Origin of the sequence: Mesorhizobium australicum WSM2073, assembly GCF_000230995.2 — a bacterium.
GTDB classification, from domain to species: domain Bacteria; phylum Pseudomonadota; class Alphaproteobacteria; order Rhizobiales; family Rhizobiaceae; genus Mesorhizobium; species Mesorhizobium australicum.
Window position 1 is genome coordinate 6,134,423 of sequence record NC_019973.1, and the last position, 22,048, is coordinate 6,156,470.

Annotated in this window: 22 protein-coding genes and 1 riboswitch; of the genes, 7 read left to right on the forward strand and 15 right to left on the reverse strand. The window is 63.1% G+C overall.

The annotated features are described in order from the left end of the window. The first annotated feature begins 124 nt into the window (after window positions 1-124). Window positions 125-1,117 (forward strand): AraD1 family protein, encoded by a 993-nt coding sequence (araD1, locus tag MESAU_RS29255; protein ID WP_015319285.1) that lies wholly within the window; start codon window positions 125-127, stop codon window positions 1,115-1,117. A 209-nt stretch (window positions 1,118-1,326) separates the two neighbouring features. On the opposite strand, the gene MESAU_RS29260 is transcribed toward araD1, so the two are convergent. Then, window positions 1,327-2,421: a 2'-deoxycytidine 5'-triphosphate deaminase gene (locus MESAU_RS29260; protein ID WP_015319286.1), complete on the reverse strand. Its 1,095-nt coding sequence runs from the start codon at window positions 2,419-2,421 to the stop codon at window positions 1,327-1,329. Window positions 2,422-2,579: 158 nt separating this feature from the next. Beyond that, a riboswitch (SAM riboswitch) is annotated at window positions 2,580-2,657 on the forward strand. A gap of 56 nt (window positions 2,658-2,713) precedes the next feature. On the opposite strand from MESAU_RS29260, the gene MESAU_RS29265 reads away from it, so the two are divergent. Continuing rightward, window positions 2,714-3,904 carry an O-succinylhomoserine sulfhydrylase gene (locus tag MESAU_RS29265; protein ID WP_015319287.1) on the forward strand — a complete coding sequence of 397 codons (1,191 nt, stop codon included), beginning with the start codon at window positions 2,714-2,716 and terminating at the stop codon, window positions 3,902-3,904. Between the two features lie 30 nt (window positions 3,905-3,934). Here MESAU_RS29265 and MESAU_RS29270 read toward each other — a convergent pair whose 3' ends face one another. Continuing rightward, a complete protein-coding gene (locus MESAU_RS29270) occupies window positions 3,935-5,086 on the reverse strand; it encodes a ceramide glucosyltransferase (RefSeq protein ID WP_041163566.1) in 1,152 nt (383 codons plus the stop codon). A 219-nt stretch (window positions 5,087-5,305) separates the two neighbouring features. On the opposite strand from MESAU_RS29270, the gene apaG reads away from it, so the two are divergent. Then, window positions 5,306-5,698: a Co2+/Mg2+ efflux protein ApaG gene (apaG, locus tag MESAU_RS29275; RefSeq protein WP_015319289.1), complete on the forward strand. Its 393-nt coding sequence runs from the start codon at window positions 5,306-5,308 to the stop codon at window positions 5,696-5,698. A 74-nt stretch (window positions 5,699-5,772) separates the two neighbouring features. On the opposite strand, the gene MESAU_RS29280 is transcribed toward apaG, so the two are convergent. From MESAU_RS29280 to MESAU_RS29290, 3 genes are all read right to left on the reverse strand, one after another. Next, window positions 5,773-6,804, reverse strand: coding sequence for an Hsp33 family molecular chaperone (locus MESAU_RS29280; RefSeq protein WP_015319290.1), 1,032 nt, complete (start codon window positions 6,802-6,804; stop codon window positions 5,773-5,775). Window positions 6,805-6,968: 164 nt separating this feature from the next. After that, entirely contained in the window at window positions 6,969-7,880 is a 912-nt protein-coding gene (argF, locus tag MESAU_RS29285; RefSeq protein ID WP_015319291.1) for an ornithine carbamoyltransferase, read from the reverse strand. A 16-nt stretch (window positions 7,881-7,896) separates the two neighbouring features. Beyond that, window positions 7,897-9,096: an aspartate aminotransferase family protein gene (locus MESAU_RS29290; protein WP_015319292.1), complete on the reverse strand. Its 1,200-nt coding sequence runs from the start codon at window positions 9,094-9,096 to the stop codon at window positions 7,897-7,899. A 355-nt stretch (window positions 9,097-9,451) separates the two neighbouring features. Between MESAU_RS29290 and MESAU_RS29295 the strand changes: the two genes are divergently transcribed. Beyond that, entirely contained in the window at window positions 9,452-9,970 is a 519-nt protein-coding gene (locus MESAU_RS29295) for a GcrA family cell cycle regulator (protein ID WP_015319293.1), read from the forward strand. Window positions 9,971-10,068: 98 nt separating this feature from the next. On the opposite strand, the gene MESAU_RS29300 is transcribed toward MESAU_RS29295, so the two are convergent. From MESAU_RS29300 to MESAU_RS29310, 3 genes are all read right to left on the reverse strand, one after another. Beyond that, the gene (locus tag MESAU_RS29300; protein ID WP_015319294.1) at window positions 10,069-11,076 is read right to left on the reverse strand and encodes a magnesium and cobalt transport protein CorA; all 1,008 of its coding nucleotides are present in this window, start codon (window positions 11,074-11,076) and stop codon (window positions 10,069-10,071) included. 97 nt (window positions 11,077-11,173) lie between these two features. Next, a complete protein-coding gene (gene phoU / locus MESAU_RS29305) occupies window positions 11,174-11,899 on the reverse strand; it encodes a phosphate signaling complex protein PhoU (protein ID WP_015319295.1) in 726 nt (241 codons plus the stop codon). 114 nt (window positions 11,900-12,013) lie between these two features. Next, on the reverse strand, window positions 12,014-13,279 hold the full coding sequence (locus MESAU_RS29310) for an ATP-binding protein (RefSeq protein ID WP_015319296.1): 1,266 nt from the start codon (window positions 13,277-13,279) through the stop codon (window positions 12,014-12,016). Window positions 13,280-13,435: 156 nt separating this feature from the next. Between MESAU_RS29310 and ppk2 the strand changes: the two genes are divergently transcribed. Next, the gene (gene ppk2 / locus MESAU_RS29315; RefSeq protein ID WP_015319297.1) at window positions 13,436-14,344 is read left to right on the forward strand and encodes a polyphosphate kinase 2; all 909 of its coding nucleotides are present in this window, start codon (window positions 13,436-13,438) and stop codon (window positions 14,342-14,344) included. Window positions 14,345-14,417: 73 nt separating this feature from the next. Here the strand turns inward: ppk2 and MESAU_RS29320 are convergent, their stop codons facing one another. From MESAU_RS29320 to MESAU_RS29330, 3 genes are all read right to left on the reverse strand, one after another. Then, window positions 14,418-15,167: an enoyl-CoA hydratase-related protein gene (locus tag MESAU_RS29320; protein ID WP_015319298.1), complete on the reverse strand. Its 750-nt coding sequence runs from the start codon at window positions 15,165-15,167 to the stop codon at window positions 14,418-14,420. Beyond that, a complete protein-coding gene (locus MESAU_RS29325; RefSeq protein WP_015319299.1) occupies window positions 15,164-15,802 on the reverse strand; it encodes an acyl-homoserine-lactone synthase in 639 nt (212 codons plus the stop codon). The genes MESAU_RS29320 and MESAU_RS29325 overlap by 4 nt, the downstream gene beginning before the upstream one ends. Before the next feature lie 98 nt (window positions 15,803-15,900). Continuing rightward, a complete protein-coding gene (locus MESAU_RS29330) occupies window positions 15,901-16,632 on the reverse strand; it encodes a helix-turn-helix transcriptional regulator (RefSeq protein WP_041163567.1) in 732 nt (243 codons plus the stop codon). Between the two features lie 257 nt (window positions 16,633-16,889). Here MESAU_RS29330 and MESAU_RS29335 point away from each other — a divergent pair, with 257 nt between their 5' ends. Further along, window positions 16,890-17,741, forward strand: coding sequence for an ABC transporter substrate-binding protein (locus tag MESAU_RS29335; RefSeq protein WP_015319301.1), 852 nt, complete (start codon window positions 16,890-16,892; stop codon window positions 17,739-17,741). Window positions 17,742-17,780: 39 nt separating this feature from the next. Here MESAU_RS29335 and MESAU_RS29340 read toward each other — a convergent pair whose 3' ends face one another. Next, window positions 17,781-18,194: a tellurite resistance TerB family protein gene (locus MESAU_RS29340; protein ID WP_015319302.1), complete on the reverse strand. Its 414-nt coding sequence runs from the start codon at window positions 18,192-18,194 to the stop codon at window positions 17,781-17,783. A 156-nt stretch (window positions 18,195-18,350) separates the two neighbouring features. Between MESAU_RS29340 and MESAU_RS29345 the strand changes: the two genes are divergently transcribed. Next, window positions 18,351-19,997, forward strand: a complete 1,647-nt coding sequence (locus MESAU_RS29345) for a lysine--tRNA ligase (protein ID WP_015319303.1) — start codon at window positions 18,351-18,353, stop codon at window positions 19,995-19,997. On the opposite strand, the gene MESAU_RS29350 is transcribed toward MESAU_RS29345, so the two are convergent. The 3 genes from MESAU_RS29350 to MESAU_RS29360 all read right to left on the reverse strand — a co-directional run bounded on the left by MESAU_RS29350 (window position 19,963) and on the right by MESAU_RS29360 (window position 21,923). Further along, window positions 19,963-20,835 (reverse strand): thermonuclease family protein, encoded by an 873-nt coding sequence (locus tag MESAU_RS29350; RefSeq protein WP_348641162.1) that lies wholly within the window; start codon window positions 20,833-20,835, stop codon window positions 19,963-19,965. The genes MESAU_RS29345 and MESAU_RS29350 overlap by 35 nt on opposite strands. Window positions 20,836-20,844: 9 nt before the next feature. Next, a complete protein-coding gene (locus MESAU_RS29355) occupies window positions 20,845-21,480 on the reverse strand; it encodes a S24 family peptidase (protein WP_015319305.1) in 636 nt (211 codons plus the stop codon). 137 nt (window positions 21,481-21,617) lie between these two features. Then, a complete protein-coding gene (locus MESAU_RS29360) occupies window positions 21,618-21,923 on the reverse strand; it encodes a hypothetical protein (protein WP_015319306.1) in 306 nt (101 codons plus the stop codon). Window positions 21,924-22,048 lie beyond the last annotated feature (125 nt).

Below are 22,048 nucleotides of genomic sequence, written 5' to 3' on the forward strand. Positions count from 1 at the left end.
GGGAAGGACCAGGCTCGCGAACGCAATCCGGACGAAGCGTTTCAACCGTGGCGCGTTTCCGCGCCGCGCCGGTTAGGATTTGCCCATCGGCAGCCGGATACAGATAAATGAGAGAGGACTGATCATGCTGATCTCGCAGATTCTCGACGACGCCGAGACGATCCGTGTCGTTGCCCGCAGCGGCGGGAAGACCCGGATCATCAACGGGGCGCGCAGCGTCTATTCGCTGGCGATGGAGGCTGCCCGCACCGGCGTCGGCCTGGCCGCCCTGATCGAACGCAAGGGGCTTGGCGAGACGATCGATCTCGACGCCGCCTACAAGCGGGGGCGCCTGCTGTCGCCGATCAACCACCCCGACCCGGCGCATCTGCACTTGACCGGCACCGGGCTGACGCATCTGGGGTCGGCCGCGACGCGCGATTCCATGCACAAGAAGCTCAGCACCGACGGCGAGGAGCAACTCACCGATTCCATGAAGATGTTCCGCATGGGACTGGAAGGCGGCAAGCCCGCGAAAGGCCAGGTCGGCGTGCAGCCGGAATGGTTCTACAAGGGGAACGGCACCATGGCAGTCGCGCCTGGCGCGGCGCTCATGTCACCGGCCTTTGCCAAGGATGCCGGCGAGGAACCAGAGGTCGCCGGGATCTATGTCATCGGCGATGACGGGGCGCCATTCCGCGTCGGCTTCACCTTGTCGAACGAATTCTCGGACCATGTGACCGAGCGCGTCAACTATCTCTTCCTAGCCCATTCCAAGCTGCGCAATGCCTCCTTCGGCCCGGAGATCCTGATCGGAGACCTGCCTTCGGACATCCGCGGCACGTCGCGTATCCTGCGCGACGGCAAGGCATTGTGGGAGAAACCCTTCCTGTCGGGTGAAACGAACATGTCCCACACCATCGCCAATCTCGAACACCACCACTTCAAATATTCGGCCTTCCGCCAGCCTGGCGACGTGCATGTGCATATGTTCGGCACCGCGACGCTATCCTTCGCCGACGGCATCAAGACGGAGGCCGGCGACGTGTTCGAGATCGAGGCCGGGGACTTCGGACTGCCGCTGCGCAACCCGCTCGAGATCGAAAAGCCGGTGAAGGTGTCGGTGAAGGCGCTTTGAAGCCATGAGCGCGTGATTCCCCTCTCGTGGGGAATGGCTGGCAAGCCAGAGCGGGGCGCTGTCCCGCCGATCTAGCAATAGGTTCCAGTCACGCCTTCGGCTCTCAACAGATCGCGGGATGAATGAGGGCAGCAACCCTTCGCGTCCGCTCTGCCCTGCCGGGCTTCTCTTCCACAAGGCCCCTCGTGGGGGGATCGGCAGCTTCGACCTTAGCGCACGGCGCGGAAATGCTTCGACAGCTTCAGGCCCTGCGCCTGGTAGTTCGAGCCGAGATCGGTGCCGTAGAGCGCCTGCGGTCGCTTCAGCATATGCTCGTAGACCAGCCGGCCGACGATCTGGCCGTGGTCGAGAATGAACGGCACTTCGTGGCTGCGTACTTCGAGCACCGCCCGGCTGCCGGTGCCGCCGGCCGCCGAATGGCCGAAACCCGGATCGAAAAAGCCGGCATAGTGGACACGAAACTCGCCGACCAGCGGATCGAATGGCGTCATCTCGGCGGCGTAGAGCGGCGGCACATGCACCGCCTCCTGGCTGACGAGGATGTAGAATTCGTCGGGATCGAGCACCAGTTCGCCGGCGCGGCTCTTGTGGATCGGCTCCCAGAAGTCGAGGACATCCTGCGCAGCGCGCTTGTCGACATCGACGAGGCCGGTGTGGTGCTTGCCACGATAGCCGACCAGCCCATCCTTGTCGCCATTGAGGTCGATCGACAGCGCGATGCCGCCGCCGGAAATGTTCGGTGGCTCCGTGGCGACCAGCATCTCGGCACGATGCAGTTCATGCAACTCGGCTTCCGAGAGCAGCGCGTTGCCGGTGCGAAAGCGGATTTGAGACAGGCGCGAACCCGTGCGCGCGATGATCGGAAAGGTGCGCGGGCTGACCTCGAGATAGAGCGGACCGTTGTAGCCGGCGGCGATCTTATCGAACTCGTGGCCCCGATCGGTCATGACGCGGGTGAAGATGTCGAGCCGCCCGGTCGAGCTCTTCGGATTTGCCGAGGCCGAAATGTCAGCCGGCAGGGCCAGACTTTCGAGCAGCGGCACAATATAGACGCAGCCGGTTTCGAGGACCGCGCCTTCGGTCAGACTGATCTCGTGCAGTTGCAGCCGATCGAGCTTTTCCGACACCTTGTGGTTGGGACCGGGCAGGAACGAGGCGCGAACCCGCCAGGCCCTTTCGCCCAATCTGAGATCAAGGCTTGCCGGCTGGATCTGGTCGGCATCGAGCGCGCGCGGCGACTTCAGCGCGCCGGACCGGAACAGCGCCGAAATGTCCTGATCGGGAAGAATGCCTGTCTGCCGCAAAGTCTGGCTCCGCCCCAAGACTGGTCTCTTTCGTTGCAGGTTCTTGTTTGTTGCAGGATCTTGCCGCAAAACCGCCGGGCACTTCTGCGGAACCTGCCTTGGTACAAACGTCTTAATGAAGCCGGCAATTGACGCAAGCGTGGCGCGGGTCTAAAGGGTCGTTATCCCGTGGTGATTTGGCCGGTCGGCTTGCAGCCACGTTAAACAAGTCGCTAAAGGACCGTCGGGCCGCAAGGCCGTATGGACCGGTTGCGACTTTCGCGGCCGGTTTTTTTGTGTCTGGAACAAAGCGATGAGCACCAAGAAGCGCAACTGGAAACCTCAGACGGCACTCGTGCATGGCGGAACCCTGCGTTCCGGCTTCGGCGAAACCTCCGAGGCGATGTACCTGACCCAGGGTTATGTCTATCAGACGGCGCAGGCCGCCGAGGCCCGCTTCAAGGGCGAAGAGCCTGGTTTCATCTATTCGCGCTACGCCAACCCGACCGTCGACATGTTCGAAAAGCGCATGTGCGCGCTTGAAGGCGCCGAAGACGCGCGCGCCACGGCGTCGGGCATGGCGGCGGTGACGGCTGCCCTTCTGTGCAGCGTCAAGGCCGGCGACCACATCGTGGCCGCGCGCGCGCTGTTCGGCTCCTGCCGCTGGGTGGTCGAGACGCTGGCGCCGCGCTATGGCATCGAGGCGACCTTGGTCGACGGCACCGAGATCGCCAATTGGGAAAAGGCGGTCAGGCCGAACACCAAGCTGTTCTTCCTGGAAAGCCCGACCAACCCGACGCTCGAGGTCGTCGACATCGCCGCCGTCGCCTCGCTTGCCAATTCGATCGGCGCGCGGCTGGTCGTCGACAATGTCTTTGCCACGCCGCTGCAACAGAAGCCGTTGCAGCTTGGTGCGCACATCGTCGTCTACTCGGCCACGAAGCACATTGACGGCCAGGGCCGCTGCCTGGGCGGCGTCATCTTGTCGGACAAGAAGTGGATTGACGAGAACCTGCACGACTATTTCCGCCACACCGGTCCCAGCCTGTCGCCGTTCAACGCCTGGACGCTGCTGAAGGGCCTGGAAACCTTGCCGCTGCGCGTGCGCCAGCAGACCGAGAGCGCCGGCAGGATCGCCGACTTCCTGGCCGGGCAGCCGCAGATCGCCCGCGTCATCTATCCCGGCCGCGCCGACCACCCGCAGGCCGATATCGTCAAGAAGCAGATGTCGGGTGGCTCGACGCTGATCTGCCTCGACGTCAAGGGCGGCAAGCCGGCGGCCTTCGCCCTGCAGAACGCCCTCGACATCGTGCTGATCTCGAACAATCTGGGCGATGCCAAGAGCCTGATCACCCATCCGGCGACGACCACCCACAAGAACCTCAGCGACGAGGCCCGCGCCGAACTCGGCATCGGGCCCGGTACGCTCAGGCTGTCGGTCGGCCTGGAGGATACGGACGACCTGCTGGAAGATATCGCGCAAGCCTTGAAGGCCGCCAAATAGGTTTCGTCCAGGCAGCGTCGTCAGCAGCGATCAAGCGCTCGATGGCGTCTCCTCCAGTTCCGCCGTCTTGGTGCGGATGGTCATGGCGTTGCCGCGCCAGTCGACGGCGCCGCCGAGCCAGCCGCGCGCCCAGATGGCCGGGAGCATGACGTCCCGCGCGACCGTCGCCGCGATCATGCCCGTCGAGACGTGCCAACCCTTGGCCAGGGCCAGAGCGCATTCCGGAAGATAGAATGCCGCCAGCACGGCAATCGCGGTTGCCCAGAGGCTGACGCCGGCGCTCGCCGCGGCAATCAGCGCAAGAGCCAGCGGGACCGCCGCACCAGTCAGGATCTCGGGCGCGAAGAACAGCGGGAAGGTGACGCGACGCAGGCGCGCCCAGCGGGCCTGGCGCGACCAGATCTCGCCAAACGTGCGCTGGCCGAGCGGCTGCTCGAAGGGCGCCGCAACGAGGTTGACACGCAGGCCGAGGCCGTTCACCAGCTTGGTTGCGGCGGCGTCCTCGGCGATCTCGGCGGCCAGCGCGCGTATGCCGCCATTGGCGTCCAGCATCGGCTTGTTCCACAGCATGCTCTTGCCCTGGGCGAAGCCGAGGCCGAGCGCCGCACCGGCATACTGCCAGCGGGCCTGCAATGTGTTGAGGAAGGCGCATTCGACGTCGGCCCAGAAACCATCTGGCCTGGAGCCGATCGGCGTCGAGCAGACAAGGCCGGTACCGTGCTGCCACGCCGCCATCATGTGCTCGACATAGTCCCTCGGCATCAGAACGTTGGAATCGGCAAGAATGATCCAGTCGTGGCGCGCCGCTTCCCAGCCTTTGACGCAATTGTTGAGCTTTGGATTGGCACTGACACGGTCGTCGCCGATCAACAGCCGGGCCGGCACCTGCGGAACCCGGGCAATCGCCCTGTTTATCAGTTTGACCACCGGGTCGTCGGCATGGGCGACGCAGAAGATCAGTTCGTAGCGCGGCCAGTCGAGCGCGAAGGCGCGTTCCAGCGTCTCATGTGTGAATGGCTCGACGCCGCGCGACGGGACGACAATCGACACCGCCGGCGATCTGCCCGCCGGCGGGGCAATCGTGGTGCGCCGTTTCAGCTGTGAAGCGGCAAGCAGGATGCTGGCAGCGTTCGAGAGGATGAGTGCGGTCGAAAGCGAGGCGGATATGAGAGTGAGTTCCATCGAGATCTGGTCACTCCGGAAGTCGGCCCGCGTCGCGGCCGTTTTCAACAGTTCGACAGAGGGCCGAGTCGCCCGGTTCGCGCACACCACCATTGTCGTGTGTCACTTAAATGACATTCTTTGCCGGCACCTGCGTTTCAATCCCAGGCGCGACAAGACGCGCACGTTGACCTGCTCACCGCGAGCGTCGAAAGTCGTCGGATTGTTTTGGAGCCGCTCATGTACCGCGCCGTGACGCGCAACATCGAAGTGCAGGTCAGGCCGTTCTATCTGGAGGATCGTTCAAATCCCCAAGAGAACCGCTACGTCTGGGGCTATCAGATAACGATCGACAACCAGTCTGACGAGTTCGTGCAGCTTCTGTCGCGCTATTGGCACATCACCGATGGTGCCGGCCGGGTCGAGGAGGTGCGCGGGCCGGGCGTTGTCGGCGACCAGCCGGAACTCAATCCCGGCGACAGCTATCAGTACACGTCCGGCTGCCCGCTCTCGACACCCTCCGGGATCATGGTCGGACGCTACACGATGCGCAACAAGCGCGGCGAGACGTTCGACATCGCCATCCCGGCCTTCTCGCTCGATCTGCCGGGGACAAGGCGCACGGTGAACTGAGCGCCGACGGTCGCGCCGCCCCTCAGCCGCCCTTCGGGCACCTTCTCCCCGCGGAACGAGGAGAAGGAAAGGCTTTACTGAGCCGCAAACTCGGCCGGATCGAAGTCGTACTGCGTCGAGCAGAATTCGCAGGCGACATGGATGCCGCCATCCTCTGTGCTGTCCTTGATCTCCTGCGCTGAGAAGCCTTCGAGGATGCCACGGATCTTGTCGCGGGAGCATGAGCACTGGTCGGCCACGGGAACGCCGCCGAAGACGCGCACGCCATGCTCGTGGAACAGACGATACAGCAGCCGCTCGGCGCCTATGGTCGGGTCGATCAATTCGGTCGGCTCGATGGTGCCGAGCAAGGCCAGGAGTTCCTGCCAGGAATTATCGGCCGGATTGTGGACTTCCTCGCGCGGATCGCCGTCCCCACCCGGCAGGTCCGGAATGCGCATGCGCTCGGGCGATTGCGGCAGGAACTGCGCCAGGATGCCGCCGGCGCGCCATTGCTCGCGCGCGCCGCCGATCCCGGGCGTCAGCAGCTTGGCGACCGAGAGCCTGATATCGGTCGGGATCTGTTCCGACTGACGGAAATAGGTGCGCGCCGCGTCTTCCAGCGTTTCGCCGTCGAGCTGGACGATGCCTTGGTAGCGCTGGGTATGGGCGCCCTGGTCGATGGTCAGCGCCAGCACGCCGCTGCCAAGCAGCGTCTGCTGGGACGTCTCGCCTGCCGCGACCAGTGCTTCGAGCCGATCCGCATCGAAGCGTGCATAGGCGCGCAGTGCCGAGGGCGTGGAGAAGTCCGCGACCAGCATGTCTACAGGCCCGTCGGTACGGGTCTGCAGGATGAACTTGCCTTCGAATTTGAGCGAGGTGCCGAGCAGAACGGTCAGCACGCAGGCTTCCGCCAGCAGGCGGGCGACCGGCTCGGGATAATCGTGGCGGCCAAGGATGGCGTCGAGCATCGGCCCAAGCTGGACCGTGCGGCCGCGCACGTCGAGCGGACCGACCTCGAAGGGAACGACGTGATCGTCGCCGGCGTAGCCGAACTCGCCGAGTTTGGGGTGATGTTCAGTCACTTGATGGCTTTCCAACATGACAAAGCTCCAGGGCGCGGCCATGCGGCCCTGGTGGGCACATGCGTCCAAACGCGCTTGATTTGCGTGATGCGGCGCAGATAGGCATCGCGCCGCCGCAGATCAAGCGCCTGGGCATTTCTGGCGCCTGGGCATTTCGGGCGCCCAAGACACTTCAAGCCCCAAGACACTTCAAGCACCAAGACACTTCAAGCACCGAGGCACCAGGCAAGCACTGCCTTCTGGGCATGGAGCCGGTTCTCGGCCTCGTCGAAGACCACCGAATGCGGCCCGTCGATGACCTCGTCGGTCACTTCCTCGCCGCGATGGGCCGGCAGGCAGTGCATGAACAATGCATCCGGCTTGGCCTTGGCCATCAGCGCCGCGTTGACCTGATAGGGCGAGAAGACATTGTGCCCGCGAGCACGGTGTTCCTGTCCCATCGATACCCAGCAATCGGTGACGATGCAGTCGGCCTGGTCGACGGCTTCCTCGGGCGAGCGGGTGAAATGCAGCTTGCCGCCATGCGCCTTGGACCAGTCGATATGCTTCTGCGCCGGTTCGCTGCCTTCGGGCACGGCGACGTTGAGATTGAAGCGGAACCGTGCCGAGGCTTCGAGCAGCGAGTGCAGCACATTGTTGCCGTCGCCGGTCCAGGCAATCGTCTTGCCGGCCACCGGACCGCGATGCTCCTCGAAGGTCATGATGTCGGCCATCAGCTGGCAGGGATGGGTGTCGTCGGTCAGCCCGTTGATCACCGGAACGGTGGCATTCTCGGTCAGCTCCAGCAGCCGCTCATGCGAAGTGGTGCGGATCATGATCGCATCGACGTAGCGCGACAGCACCTTGGCGGTGTCGGCGATTGTCTCGGAGCGGCCGAGCTGCATCTCGGTGCCGGTCAGCATGATGGTCTCGCCGCCGAGCTGGCGCATGCCGACGTCGAAAGAAACGCGCGTGCGCGTCGACGGCTTGTCGAAGATCATGGCCAGCACCTTGCCTTCGAGCGGCTTGGTCCGCTCGCCGGCCTTGAGACGCGCCTTTCGCGTCACCGCATCATCCAGCATGAAGCGCAAATCGCCTTCGGAAACGGTGGAAAGATCAGTGAAATGGCGAACTGACATCAGGAATGGTTCCGGATTACTTCGCGGCGGCGGAGGCGATCGCCTCCGACAGGCCCTTGGCGCCGGCGCGGATGCGGTTGAGCGCTTCGTGAATCTCGGCGTCGGTGACGGTGAGCGGTGGCAGCAGGCGAATGACGTTGTCGCCGGCCGGAACCGCCAGCAAATGCTGGTCGCGCAGCGCCATGTTCACCTTGCCGTTGGGCATCGCGCATTTGAGGCCGAGCATCAGCCCGGTGCCCCTGATATCCTCGACGATTTCGGGGAATTCGTCGGCTATCGAGGCTAGCCCCTGCTTCATCAGCAGCGCCTTGCGCTGGACATCCTCCAGGAAGCCGTCTTCCAGAACGACGTCGAGCACGGCGTTGCCGACCGCCATTGCCAGCGGATTGCCGCCGAATGTGGTGCCGTGCACGCCGGCGGTCATGCCGACGGCCGCCTCGTCGGTGGCAAGGCAGGCGCCCATCGGGAAGCCGCCGCCAATGCCCTTGGCGATTGCCATGATGTCGGGCGTCACCGCGGACCACTCATGCGCGAACAGCTTGCCGGTACGGCCAATGCCGCACTGGACCTCGTCGTATATCAACAACAGGCCGTGCTGTTCGCAGAGCTGCCGCAGCCGCTTGAGCGACTGTGTCGGTACTGGGCGGATACCGCCCTCGCCTTGCACCGGCTCGATCAGGATCGCGGCGGTCTCGGGCGTGATCGCCTTCTCGGCGGCGTCGATGTCGTCGAAGCCAACCTGGTCGAAGCCTTCGACCTTGGGTCCGAAGCCTTCGAGATATTTGTACTGGCCGCCTGCCGCGATGGTCGCCAGCGTGCGGCCATGGAAGGCGCCCTCGAAGGTGATGATGCGGAAGCGCTCGGGATGTCCCTTGACGAAGTGGTAGCGCCGCGCCGTCTTGATCGCGCATTCCAGCGCCTCGGCGCCGGAATTGGTGAAGAATACCTTGTCGGCGAAGGTGGCATCAGCCAGCCGCTCGCCAAGCCTGCTCTGCCCCGGAATCTCATAGAGATTGGAGACGTGCCAGAGTTTCGCCGCCTGTTCGGTGAGGGCCGCGACAAGATGCGGATGGCCGTGGCCAAGCGAGTTGACCGCGATGCCGCCGGCGAAATCAAGATATCGCTCGCCCTTGTCGGTAACCAGCCAAGTGCCTTCCCCATGGTCGAAGGCCAGGGGTGCGCGAGCAAAGGTCTCGTAAAGCGCCGAACCGCTCATTATATGCGTCTCCGGTACCGGAAAATCAAAAAAGCCGCCAAAGCGGCGGCCTTCTGCGGCTTATCGTGTTTTTCGGCCATGAAGTCAACGAAAACGTCGCGTAGTGGCGCGCGGCAAGCTCCCGACGCAACGCCGGCTCATGAGCGACCGGGCAAGTTGGGGAAAACCGAAAAAACCGATTCGTGTTGCACTTGGGACTCTTGTCACCGAGTCAGCGCATAGAGTAGTTGTAGTCGAGAAATAACTAGATTTCGTGCGGCGGACCTAATCACCAGATATATGTGGTGTCTGCCCCAGCAGTGGTGCTGGGTCGGGAATGGATTCTGATTGCCGCACGCTTATAAGGAGCGCGGTCATGAACTGGACTGACGAGCGGGTAGAACTCTTGAGAAAACTGTGGTCGGAGGGTCTGAGCGCAAGCCAGATTGCTGCGCAGCTTGGAGGGGTCAGCCGCAATGCCGTCATCGGCAAGGTGCACCGGCTGAAGCTGTCGGGTCGCGGTCGCGCAACAGCGACGCCGGCGCGCCAGAAGAAGGCTACGCAGGGATCGACCGCCCAGAAATCGGTGGCGCGCGCCGCAAGCACGGCACGCCACGTCACGACTTCGATCGGCGCGACGGCCCTTCAGACGCAATTCGACGCCGAACCGGTGGCGCGGCACTACATCCGTCCGGTCGAGAACGTCGTAGTGCCGATCTCACGGCATCTGCAGCTCGTCGAACTGACCGAGCGCACCTGCAAATGGCCGAACGGCGATCCACTTTCGGAGGACTTCAATTTCTGCGGCAACGAAGCCGCTGAAACCGGTCCCTACTGTAAATACCATGCCCGCGTGGCGTTCCAGCCGGCGGCGGAGCGGCGGCGCAATCGCTGAGAGTGAGTAGTGAGTAGTGAGTAGTGAGTAGTGAGTAAATAAGCGCTCCCACAACCGACTACTCACTAATCACTACTCACTACTCACTACCGACTTCCTCACAGCCAGCCGTTCTTCCTGAAGCGCCAATACAGGAAGCAGCAGATCAGCGCGATGGTGGCCAGCACCATCGGATAGCCATATGCCATCTTCAGCTCCGGCATGTCGGTAAAGTTCATGCCGTAGATGCCGGCGAATGCGGTTGGCACCGCCAGGATGGCCGCCCATGAAGCGAGTTTCTTGGAGATCGCCGTTTCCTGGCTTTGGCCGACCAGAAGACTGGCCTCGAAGGCAAAGGCCAGCACCTCGCGCAGACTGTCGATCTTCTCCTGGACGGTACGGATATGATCCGTAACGTCGCGGAACAGCGGGTGCATGGCCGAATGGATCTGCGGCAGGTCGGCGCTGGTCAGCCGGCGACAGACTTCCACCAGGGGCAATGCCGCGTTGCGCAGGCGCAGGAGGTCGCGGCGCAGCATGTAAAGGCGTTCGATGTCGGGGCCGGTCATCGGCTTCAGCAGGACCTTGTCCTCGATCGCCTCGACCTCATCCTCGATCTGCTCGAGCACGGGCATGTAATTGTCGACGATGAAGTCGAGAATGGCATAGAGGACGAAATCCTCGCCCTTGGCCAGCGAGTGCGGGCAGCTTTCCCAGTGCTGCCGCACGGCGGCATAGGATGTCGAAGGACCGTGCCTGACGCTGACGATATAGCCTGAGCCGACAAACAGGTGTGTCTCGCCGAAGGTGACGCGCCCGTCGATCAGCTGCGCCGTGCGGGCGACGATGAACAGCGCATCGCCATATTGCTCGATCTTTGGCCGCTGGTGCGGATGCTCGGCATCCTCGATCGCCAGCTCATGGAGATGAAACTGCGCCTTGACGCGCAGCAGAAGTTCGCGGTCAGGCTCAAGCAGCCCGATCCAGACGACATGTCCCGACTTCTTGGCCCATTCGCCCGCTTCCTCGATCGGAATATCGGCGATACGGCGCCCGGCGGTATAGACACCGCAGGCGATGATGCCCGATGTCGGCGGCGAGGCCTTGAACTCCCGGACATATTCCATGGCAGCCTCCCGAAAGCGTTGCCTTCCCTGGGGAACCGGCAAGCTTATCTTGGGATAGTCTAGCGCAATATGATCAAGCGTTCGAGAGGATGTGCGTTCACTTCACCGGCAGCGCCTCGGGGAGGCCGATTTTGTCGGTCTTGTCGCCTTTCGGCCGGTCGGCGGGCATCTGGTCGCCGGTGACGATATAGTAGATGGTCTCGGCGATGTTGGTGGCGTGATCGCCGATCCGCTCGATATTCTTGGCGCAGAACAGCAGATGCGTACAGGGCGTGATGTTGCGCGGATCTTCCATCATGTAGGTCAGCAATTCGCGAAACAGCGACGTGTACATGGCATCGATCTGGTCGTCACGGTCGCGCACGAAGCCGATCTTGTCGACTGAGCGCGATGCATAGACGTCGAGGACTTCCTTCAGCTGGGTCAGCGCCAAATTGGCCAGAGCCTCCAGGCCGCGAAACAGGCTGGTCGGCTGCCGGCCGTCGGTAACGGCAACCACCCGCTTGGCGACGTTCTTGCCGAGGTCGCCGACGCGCTCGAGGTCGGCCGAAATGCGGATGGCGCCGACGATCTCGCGCAGGTCAGTCGCCATAGGCTGACGCCTGGCGATAATGATGATCGCCTTGTCGTCGATCTCACGCTGTCCCTCGTCCAGGACGGCGTCGTCTCGGATGACCTTCTGAGCCAGCCCCGGATCGGCATTGACCAGGGCGGCGACCGCCTGCTCGACCATGCGCTCGGCGTGCCCACCCATCGCGGCGATGCGCTTCGAAAGATATTTCAGTTCCTCGTCATAGGCGCTGACAATGTGAACGGACTGCATGGATGAAATGCCTTCCCACGGGATCTTGTCTTTGAGTCGTTTCCTCGAATCCCCGCTGATACGCTAACGGGATGACAGAAAAAAGAAACGGCCCCGTGGAAAACTAGGGCAGTATCAGTGCGCCGGCAAATGGACCGAGAAGGCGGCGCCCTTGCCGACCTCGGACCTGATCGTCAGCCTGGCGTTGTGACGCGTCAGGATGTGCTTGACGATCGACAGGCCAAGCCCCGTGCCCTTCTGGGTCCGGCTGGTCTCGACATCGATACGATAGAAGCGCTCGGTGATGCGCGGTATGTGCTCCTCGGGGATGCCGGGACCAAAATCCCTGATGGTGACGTCGATGCCGGGTTCGGAACCATCATCGCCGCGCGCGATCGACACCACGACACGACCGCCCGACTGGCCGTATTTGCAGGCATTTTCCAAAAGGTTCTCGAACACCTGGAACAGCTCGTCGCGATCGCCCGGCACATCGAGCGGCCCCTTGGCGAAATCGCGCTCGATGGCGACATTGTTTTCGCGGGCGAGCGGGCCGAGCGAATCGATGACGCTGTCGACGGTCTGGCGCAGATCGACTTCGGTTCCCGGCTTGAGATAGGGCTTCATCTCCAATCGCGACAGCGACAGGAGGTCGTCGATCAGGCGCGCCATGCGGCCGGTCTGGTTCTGCATGATCTGGAGGAACTGCTCGCGCGCCGCCGGATCGTTGCGGGCCGGTCCGCGCAGCGTTTCGATGAAGCCCGCGATCGAGGCCAGCGGGGTGCGCAATTCGTGGCTGGCATTGGCAATGAAATCGGCGCGCATGCGGTCGATACGCCGCGCCTCGCTCTGGTCCTTGAAAACCAGCACATAAAGATCGGTGCCATGCCCGACCGAGGATGCGCTGACGCGGTAGGCCCGTTCGACAGGCAGTTTCTCCGTGTAGTCGACGACATCCGAGGCGACAGTGCCCGACAGCACACTGTCCAGCAGCGCCTGCATTTCCGGCGCCCGGAATTTCAGCGGCAGCGATATGCCGGGCGCGATGCCGCCAAAGGCGGCAAAGGCGGCGGCGTTGGCGTGGACGATGGTGGCGGCGTGGTCGAAGATGATGAGCGGGTCGGCCACGGCGGCCGCCAGATATTCACCGGACAGGCGCTGCAAGCCAATCGCCTCGATCGCCGCGGCGTTCCCCGCGGAATGGCGGGCGCCGGTGACCGGCAATATTGCCGCGGCCGGCAGCAGGAGCAGCGCCGGCACCAGCACGTAGGCGGAAAAGCCCGCGAAGCCAAAGGCGATCAGAACCGCCACGACACCGGCCGCAAGCAGCCAGCGGCTGTGCCACAGCCGAGCGGCCACAGCTTGCCCCGTGCTCTTCTGCTCTGCGCCCAGCTCGGTCATTCGCGCGCCCAGCCTCCACCGGTCAGACGGCGGCGAAAACTTCCGCTGGACCGCAAATCAAAAGTGCTACAGCCTCCTTTGCGCGTCCAAACGGAGGCGCGGCGCTGTAGTGGCTCCCAATAGCATGAGTCCAGACACTTAAAAGGGTTCGTCTGCATGAAAAAAGCCAACGACAATTCGGTCACTCCAACCTCAGGCCCGCTGAAAATCAGGATCGGCGGCAAGGAACGGGAGTTCGATATCGAGAATCCCGAGCTTCCGGACTGGGTCGAGGAGAACAAGCTGACCGCGGGTGGATATCCTTACGACAAGAAGATGAAGAGCGAGGAGTATGACGAGACGCTCGAGAAATTGCAGATCGAGCTCGTCAAGGCGCAGGCATGGCTGCAGGCGACCGGCAAGCGGATGATGGCGCTGTTCGAGGGTCGTGACGCGGCCGGCAAGGGCGGCACGATATTCGTGCTGCGCCAGTATCTTAACCCACGCACGGCGCGCAACGTCGCGCTGACCAAGCCAACCCCGACGGAACTGGGGCAATGGTACTACCAGCGCTACGCCGACCATTTCCCGACAGCGGGCGAATTCGTCACCTTCGACCGCTCCTGGTACAATCGTGCCGGCGTCGAGCCGGTAATGGGTTTTTGCACCCCCGAACAGCACGAGAAGTTTCTCGACGAGACGCCGCATTTCGAACGCATGATCGTCAATGACGGCATCTATTTCTTCAAATTTTGGCTGAACATCGGCCGGGAGACGCAGCTCGAGCGCTTTCACGATCGCCGCTACAGTCCGCTGAAGAGCTGGAAGTTCTCGCCGATCGACATTGCCGGCATCACCAAGTGGGACGATTACACCAAGGCACGCGACACCATGTTCGAGCGCACCCACAAGGAGTTCGCGCCATGGATCATCGTGCGGGCCAACGACAAGCGCCGCGCGCGGCTGGCGGTGATGCGCCGCATCCTGCTGTCGCTGCCCTACGAGGGGCGCGATCTCGACGCTATCGGTAAGGAAGATAAGAAGATCATCGGCGAAGGGCCGTCATTCCTGGGCAAGCAGGACTGACACTTTTGGCGCCGCGCGGCCAGAAAGGCAGCGCGGCGCGGTTGATGCAGGTCCTTTCTCTCGGCCTTTCGACTCAGGCCGCCAGACGCGCGATCCGCTGCAACCGTCGCAACGTGGCGTCGTCCTGCAGCGCCTGCTGGAACAGCGATATCTCCTCATCGATGCGCTCGCAAAGCGCGGCGGTGTTCCCCTTGAGCAGGCCCCGTGTCTGCAGCAAAGCGGCAACGGGCTTTTTGGCGAGCTGCCTGGCCCGGCCAAGCGCCGCTTCCTCGACGCTGCCTTCCGCGACGATCTCGGCGACGAGGCCGAGCGCCCTGGCGTCTTCGGCACCAAGCGTGTCGCCGAGACAGAAGAAGCGGAAAGCACCGGCATAGCCGAGTTTCTGCGGCGCCAGGATGCTGGTTGCCGCGTCCGGCACCAAGCCGAAATCGACGAACGGCACCCGGAAGGTGCTTTTTTCAGATGCGATCACCATGTCGCAATGGAACAGGATGGTGCAGCCGACGCCGACGGCATCGCCGTCGACACAGGCCAGGATCGGCTTTGGAAACGTCGCCAGCATGCGGAACATGTCGGTGACGGCGGCGATCAGCTTCTGGTGCTTGGCGGCATCCAGGAATTCGGAAAAGTCACCACCAAGGCAGAAGCAGCCGGCCAGGCCGCGCAGCACGACAACCCGCACCTCGTCATTCTCGGCGGCTTCATGGAACGTCCCGGCAAGGCTCTCATAGGCCCTCCGGTCGAGCACCGGCCGGCCGTCGTTCGACGACACGGTGACGATCAGTGTGTGGTTGCGCAGTTCGGGTTGCGGGTGCGCGTTCATGACGCCCTCCTTTGACCGAACATGTCGGGATATCCCCTGGCCAGGACGGGTGCATGATGATTGCGGCGCGAACGCACCACGTCCAGCGTGTGCTCGTTGAAGGTGAGCAGCGTCGCCACGACCTGCTGGTTGCCATAGGTGCGCTGATAACCGAGCGGCGTCGCCAGGAAGTGCAGTTGCAATGCGCGCAGCACCCACATCGGCTCGAACTCGATGATCACCTTGTCGACGCCGCGCTTCAGACCCCACTCGACGAAACCGGCTATCAATTCCGTGCCGACGGTCGAGACGCCGCGACGCCCATCGCGAAAACCCGGAGCCACCGCATAGCGGGTCAACTCCCAGATGTTGGGACCCGCCGGCGGCGTTCCTTCGGAGAGATCGGTCAACACCTCGGTCAACAAATGCGGCCGTGTGGTCGGCAACATCCTCTGATAGCCCGCGACTTCATTGCCCCTGATGACGATCTGATGCACCGCCTCGTCATGATCGAACTGGTCGACTTCAAATCCGTCGGGGCGCCGAAGGTCCTCCCATCCCATCTCCTCGACGAATATCCGGTAGCGCAGCCGATGGACGGCCTCCCAAAGGTCGGGACGTTCCATCAATTCCTTGGTCGTAAGACAAAAAAGCATTCCGTAGTCTCCTGTGGTTCAGGGGAAGATACGGCCGTGCTTCGATGCGAAAATTGCGTGATCACGTAGGCAAGAAGTTCTAGGCCTGCACGGCCGACCTAGCTAATGTAGCCGCGCCTTATCGCCTCGGCGACTGCCTGGACCCGGTTGACGGCACCGAGTTTGCTTTTGGCGTTAAGAAGATGTTTCTCCGAGGTGTGCTCGGAGATGCCGAGGATTTGGGAAATCTCCCATTCGGACTTGCCGACGGCAGCCCATTGCAGGCATTCGCGTTCGCGCGGCGTCAGCTCGATGTGATCGATCGTCGTGGTCGCCATGGTGTGGAGTTGCATGGCGCGGCCGACGGCATAGGTCGAGACCAGGGAGACCAGGCCGAACTCGGCCGCCGACAGTTCCACGGCCTCGCCCCCCAGCGACACCATGACGATTTCGCCGTCGAGCGTGATCAACGGAAAGGCCAGCCCGTCGCGCAACTTGAAGGCGCCGGCGTCGCCCATCACTTCGCCGCTGCTCTTGTCGATGCGGATGCCCTGGGCGGCTTCCCGCCACTGGAACGGCGCTTGCAGCTGTTTCATGTGACTGACGACGGGATCGTGATCGACATAGTTGCGCGTCACGTAGCGCTCGAGCCATTCGACCGGCCAGTCGCAGAGCAGCACATGCTGCTTCTGCTGGCCCGTCGGTGTGCCCGGCTGCGGAACGGTTCCGGCCATCAGCGCGGTCAGACCGAACTCCGACGTTACGCCCAACAGTTTCTCGCAGACCGCGGCCGCCGTTGCGGCGTGCTGCAGTTGATCTATGTATTCCAGCGTTCGATCGAACTGACTCATCGCAACATCAACCCCATGTTGCCTCATGCATTAAGTCCATGGTCCGCGCCTTCCCGGCACTTCGCCACCGACCACGGATTGCAAAGCGCCCGCTTCCGGTTGTGGTTCTCGACCCTGGTATTCCCACCAGGGCAGCCACCGCTGTTTGCAAACCGACCGAACCATATCCTGAAATCGAAGCGTTGAAATCAAAAAGCATTGTGCCTGTATCGTTTTCGTACCAAAACCGGCACGAGCACGGGTGCGGGAGTTTTATCGTGGCGTTCCAATGGAGGTCCCATGTCCTGGCAGCGGCGCTCATCGCCGCATTGTCATGGGTTTCCGGCGCGGGCGCGGCCGAGCCGCAGGTGCCGGTGTTGTGGGATGCCAAGGAGCGGCTTCCGAAGCCCGACCTTGCGGCGCTGCCGCGGCTGCGGTTCCTGACGACCACGGATTTTCCGCCCTTCAATTTCCTCGACGGCGCGGGGAAGCTGTCCGGTTTCCACATCGACTTGGCGCGCGCCATCTGCGCGGAACTCGGCATCGTCGACAAATGCCAGATCCAGGCCTTGCCTTGGGCGGAGCTTCAAGGCGCGCTTGAGAGGGGCGAAGGTGAAGCTGTTATCGCCGGCATTGCCCCGACGTCACAGTCGCGCCAGACATACGCCTTCTCGCGCGCCTACCTGCAGTTCCCGGCGCGCTTCATCACCGCGAGGAACAAGGCGCTGGCGGAACCGCTCTTCGACAAATTGCACGGCAAGCGAGTCGGCGTGATATCGGGCTCGGCCCATGAACGCATGCTGCGCGATTATTTCGGCACGGTCCAGGTCGTCCCCTTCGACAAGCCGGAAGCCCTCTATGGCGACCTCAAGGCCGGCAAGATCGACGCGGCTTTCGGCGATGGCATGCGCTTCGCCTTCTGGCTCGGCGGCTCCGATGCCGCCGGCTGCTGCCGCTTTGCCGGCGGCCCCTACCTGGCGCCCGAATATCTGGGCACCGGCATGGCCATCGCCACGCGAGCGGACAATCCGGCGCTGGCCGCGGCCCTCGACTACGCTTTGCAAGAGATTTCGATGAAAGGCACCTTTGCCGAATTCTACCTGCGCTATTTCCCGGTCAGTTTCTTCTGATCCGGTCCGGTCAGCTTTTCTGATCCGGCCGTAACCTCGTCAGGTCAGAGTTCGCAGCCTTGCCTTGGCCGCACGGCCGATGGCCGCCACGGTCAGCGTGTCGAGATCGAGCTGGCGACGGATCAACTGCAGCACCCGCACTTCCTCCAGCCGCATCTCCAGATCGACGGCGGCCACTTCGAAGGCCGCGGCATAGGCGGTGTCGCGCAACCGCTCCGGCAGCGCCTCCGAGACCTGGGTCAGGACACCTTCGAGCCCACCCTTCTCATGCAGCATCTTCTGACAGGCTTGGGCCACGGCAACGAGACGGTCCTGCTTGAAATCCTCGAACACCGGCCACGAGCGAACAACCTCACCGATCCTGGCCAGTTCGACATCGGTCATGTCCCGGTCGGAGGCCGAAGTGATGACCATCAGATAGATCAGGGCTTCGTGCGGGGTGGGCGACAGCATTCTTTGCTCCTTGAACGGGCTCCGAAGGTAGGAAGGGGAGCCTGAGGCCGCAAGGAAAAAGCGCCCGACGCGTTGACGCTCCGGCCACGCACGCCTAGAGACCGGTTGAAAATGCACTTGCGGCTATTGCCGGGATACAATCTGGAAAACTGTGACATGGCGGGATCAAACATCATCGATCTCAATCCCGAACTGCTGACGGCCGCGGCCGAGAGCAAGGCATGGCCGTTCGAGGAAGCCAAAAAGATCATCGAACGCTACAAGGGCGCCGATTTCCCCGAAACGATCCTGTTCGAGACCGGCTATGGACCGTCGGGCCTGCCGCATATCGGCACGTTCGGCGAAGTGGCACGCACCTCGATGGTGCGTCATGCGTTCCGCGTGCTGACGCAGGACAAGGTCGCGACCAAGCTGCTGTGCTTTTCCGACGACATGGACGGCATGCGCAAGATACCCGACAGCGTGCCGGATCGCGCAGCGCTCGAGCCATATCTGCACAAGCCGCTGTCATCGGTGCCCAACCCCTTCGGCGGCGACTATGCGAGCTTCGCCGACCATAACAATGCGATGCTCTGCCGCTTCCTCGACACGTTCGGCTTCGATTACGAATTCGCCAGCGCAACGCAATACTACAAGTCAGGCCGCTTCGATGCGATGCTGTTGCGCGCCGCCGAACGCTACGACCAGATCATGGCGGTCATGCTGCCGACGCTCGGACCTGAGCGGCAGGCGACCTACAGCCCCTTCCTGCCGATCTCGCCAAAGAGTGGGCGCGTGCTTTACGTTCCCATGAAGCATGTCGACGCCAAGGCCGGTACCATCACCTTCGACGATGATGGCACCGAAACCACGCTGCCGGTCACCGGCGGCCGCGTGAAGCTGCAGTGGAAGCCGGATTTCGGCATGCGCTGGGCGGCACTCGGCGTCGATTTCGAGATGTTCGGCAAGGATCATCAGACCAATGCAGTGGTTTACGACCGCATCTGCAACATACTGGGCGGGCGGGCGCCGGAGCATTTCGTCTACGAACTGTTCCTCGATGAGAATGGCCAGAAGATCTCGAAGTCGAAAGGCAACGGCCTGACCATCGACGAATGGCTGACCTATGCACCGACCGAGAGCCTCGGGCTCTACATGTACCAGCGGCCGCGGCAGGCCAAGAAACTCTATTTCGACGTCATCCCGCGGGCCGTGGACGAATATTACACCTTCCTCGCCGCCTATCCCCGCCAGGAGTGGAAGGAGCGGCTGGGCAACCCGGTCTGGCATATGCATGACGGCAACCCGCCCGCCATCGACATGCCGGTGCCGTTCTCGCTGCTGCTCAACCTTGTCAGCGCCTCCAATGCGCAGAACAAGGAGGTGCTGTGGGGCTTCATCTCGCGTCACGTCGCGGGTGTGACTCCGGCGACCCATCCCGAGCTGGACCGACTGACGGGCTACGCGATTCGCTACTTCGACGATTTTGTGAAGCCGACGAAAACCTTTCGCCCGGCCGACGAGGTCGAGCGCGAAGCGCTGGTGGCTCTCGAAAAGGCACTTGGCGACTTGCCGGCGGGCGCCAGCGGCGAAGCGATCCAGAACGCTTCGCTCAACGTGGCGCGCAAGATCGAACGCTATCAGGATCATTCCAAGCAAAGTCCTGAAGGTGGCCCGGGTGTCTCAGGCGCCTTCTTCCAGATGATCTACCAGGTGCTGATCGGCCAGGAGCGTGGTCCACGCTTTGGATCATTCGCCGCCCTCTACGGCGTCGCCGAGACCCGCTCGCTCATTCAGAAGGCGCTGGCTGGTCAGCTGGCTTGAGGACGCCGCCCTCCTCTTGCAGGATCGAGTCCTCCTCCAGGATCGAGCCCGGCGCCTGAGGCGCTGGGGTGGGTGCGGCCGGCATCGCCGAGATGCCGGCAAGGTTCGGCGCCGACCCGAAAATGCCTTTCTTCGCGCCTTGTGCCTTGTCACCGGCCTCGACATAGGGTCCGCCCTTGGCGGCACGCGCCCAGCCGTTTTCGACCAGCCATTGACCGACATCCTGCTTGCCGATCCGGCATTCCGCCGCAATCCGGTCGCGTCCGCCTTCCGGCGGCACCGTGCAAACCACGGCGCGGCCGCGCAGAAAGGCGCGGAATGCCGTGCGCGCGCCGATGCCGCACGGCCAGGATTTCCCGTCGGTGGTGCAGGTCTCGTCCTGCCTGACGACATCGATGCCGGAAATCGCGACCGAATACCCCTTCGCCTCGATCAGGCCGGCGGCCGGAGCTACCGGCTGGAACAGCTTCGTGCCGTTCCAGTCGTCGGGCATTTTAGGCTTGGGCGGCACGGCGAGCGCCAGCTTGCTCAACGGCGCACGCGGCTCGACCCGCTCGAGTTCGCCGGTGGGCAGTTCCGGCGGCGCGACCACGTCCGGGTCGATCGCCCGCGAATGCACCGCCGGATTTGGTGGCTGCGCCGGTGCACGAATCGCTGAGGTGGACGGTTCCTCGGGCGTCGCATCCCTATCTGCCTCAGCGGTAGTGTCGGCGCCGGGATCGATCTGATCCACCGCAACAGTGCTTTCGCTGCCTTTCAGCGTGCGTCCGCCGGCAACGACCAGCGCCGCCATCGCCGGGATCATCAGAACCGCCAGGACAAGATGAGGAAGTCGCACCCGTTGCACCTATTGGCTTGCCCAGACGATCCGCGCCACCCACTCGACCTCGAGCATGGGGATATCGCGGTCCGGATGCTCCGGATTGAGCGAGACCAGCGCGATCGACTTGACTGTCTGGCGCTCGAGCACCTTGGCCATCACCTCGCCCGAAGTGGTCTTGACGACGACGCGGTCGCCCTTACGGGTGGCCGCACCCGGCTCGACGATGAGGACGTCGCCGTTGCGGTAGAGCGGCAGCATGGAATCGCCCTGCACCTGCAGCGCATAGGAACTTTCGGTCGATTGCGCCGGCAATTCGACGAGATCCCAGCCCTGCCCCGCCGGAAAGCCGGCATCGTCGAAGAAGCCGCCGGCGCCGGCCTGGGCGAAGCCGAGCAACGGCACCGCGCGCCGGCTGGCGGGCGATGCGCCACGGCCTTCGATCAGCCCGGTGAATTCGTCCAGCGAAGCGCCCGTCGCCTCGATGATCTTGGCCAGCGATTCGGTCGAGGGCCAGCGCGGCCGACCGTCCGAGGACAAGCGTTTGGATTTGTTGAAGGCGGTTGAATCAAGTCCCGCGCGCCTTGCCAGACCCGAAGCCGAAAGCGAATAGCGCTCGGCAAGAGCATCGATGGCAGCCCAGACTCGGTCGTGCGAGAGCATGACGTGCTCTCCTTCGAAACAGGAAAAAATGCCTCTTCCTGTCTAACGCGCAACGGCTGCGTTGTCCACCAGCGGGCCGGCGGATCACGAACAAAGCTGTGTGCCGCAACGACGGCACAGTGTCATGGCCGAAGCCGCTATCCGGCCAATGCCGCCATCGCCCTCGGCAGGCCTTTCTGGAGCTCGTCGACGTTCATCACCGGGATGAGCTCGACAGTGGCATTGAAGGCGAAGAAGAACCGCTCGGCGACATAGGGCATGTCCGAACTGTCCTTTACCTCCAGGAAAAGGTAGGCCGTCCGCCAACCACCGTCCGCGGTAAAATAGGCAGCCTCCGGCTTGAGATCGGACAGGGTTTGCTCGATGATCTTGCCCATGCTGCCGTCCTTGATCGCCTTATTGCCTTCCTCGGCCGGGATGGAAACTCTCAGCATCATACGCATGATGATTACTCCTCCGCCAACATCATGTTAGCGACACCTAATATATCATCCGCGCCTGGTTTGGGAAAGTCGATCGAATCCTGCTTGCCAACGGGTTGATCAGCCGGACGATTTGGCCAGGCCGC

What these genes read in the sequence shown, in the direction of transcription:
- araD1 (WP_015319285.1), top strand. Translation starts at nt 125, where the DNA reads ATGCTGATCTCGCAGATTCTCGACGACGCCGAGACGATCCGTGTCGTT.
- MESAU_RS29265 (WP_015319287.1), top strand. Translation starts at nt 2,714, where the DNA reads ATGAGCACCAAGAAGCGCAACTGGAAACCTCAGACGGCACTCGTGCAT.
- MESAU_RS29270 (WP_041163566.1), bottom strand. Translation starts at nt 5,086, where the DNA reads ATGGAACTCACTCTCATATCCGCCTCGCTTTCGACCGCACTCATCCTC.
- apaG (WP_015319289.1), top strand. Translation starts at nt 5,306, where the DNA reads ATGTACCGCGCCGTGACGCGCAACATCGAAGTGCAGGTCAGGCCGTTC.
- MESAU_RS29280 (WP_015319290.1), bottom strand. Translation starts at nt 6,804, where the DNA reads ATGGCCGCGCCCTGGAGCTTTGTCATGTTGGAAAGCCATCAAGTGACT.
- argF (WP_015319291.1), bottom strand. Translation starts at nt 7,880, where the DNA reads ATGTCAGTTCGCCATTTCACTGATCTTTCCACCGTTTCCGAAGGCGAT.
- MESAU_RS29290 (WP_015319292.1), bottom strand. Translation starts at nt 9,096, where the DNA reads ATGAGCGGTTCGGCGCTTTACGAGACCTTTGCTCGCGCACCCCTGGCC.
- MESAU_RS29295 (WP_015319293.1), top strand. Translation starts at nt 9,452, where the DNA reads ATGAACTGGACTGACGAGCGGGTAGAACTCTTGAGAAAACTGTGGTCG.
- MESAU_RS29300 (WP_015319294.1), bottom strand. Translation starts at nt 11,076, where the DNA reads ATGGAATATGTCCGGGAGTTCAAGGCCTCGCCGCCGACATCGGGCATC.
- phoU (WP_015319295.1), bottom strand. Translation starts at nt 11,899, where the DNA reads ATGCAGTCCGTTCACATTGTCAGCGCCTATGACGAGGAACTGAAATAT.
- MESAU_RS29310 (WP_015319296.1), bottom strand. Translation starts at nt 13,279, where the DNA reads ATGACCGAGCTGGGCGCAGAGCAGAAGAGCACGGGGCAAGCTGTGGCC.
- ppk2 (WP_015319297.1), top strand. Translation starts at nt 13,436, where the DNA reads ATGAAAAAAGCCAACGACAATTCGGTCACTCCAACCTCAGGCCCGCTG.
- MESAU_RS29320 (WP_015319298.1), bottom strand. Translation starts at nt 15,167, where the DNA reads ATGAACGCGCACCCGCAACCCGAACTGCGCAACCACACACTGATCGTC.
- MESAU_RS29325 (WP_015319299.1), bottom strand. Translation starts at nt 15,802, where the DNA reads ATGCTTTTTTGTCTTACGACCAAGGAATTGATGGAACGTCCCGACCTT.
- MESAU_RS29330 (WP_041163567.1), bottom strand. Translation starts at nt 16,632, where the DNA reads ATGAGTCAGTTCGATCGAACGCTGGAATACATAGATCAACTGCAGCAC.
- MESAU_RS29340 (WP_015319302.1), bottom strand. Translation starts at nt 18,194, where the DNA reads ATGCTGTCGCCCACCCCGCACGAAGCCCTGATCTATCTGATGGTCATC.
- MESAU_RS29345 (WP_015319303.1), top strand. Translation starts at nt 18,351, where the DNA reads ATGGCGGGATCAAACATCATCGATCTCAATCCCGAACTGCTGACGGCC.
- MESAU_RS29355 (WP_015319305.1), bottom strand. Translation starts at nt 21,480, where the DNA reads ATGCTCTCGCACGACCGAGTCTGGGCTGCCATCGATGCTCTTGCCGAG.
- MESAU_RS29360 (WP_015319306.1), bottom strand. Translation starts at nt 21,923, where the DNA reads ATGCGTATGATGCTGAGAGTTTCCATCCCGGCCGAGGAAGGCAATAAG.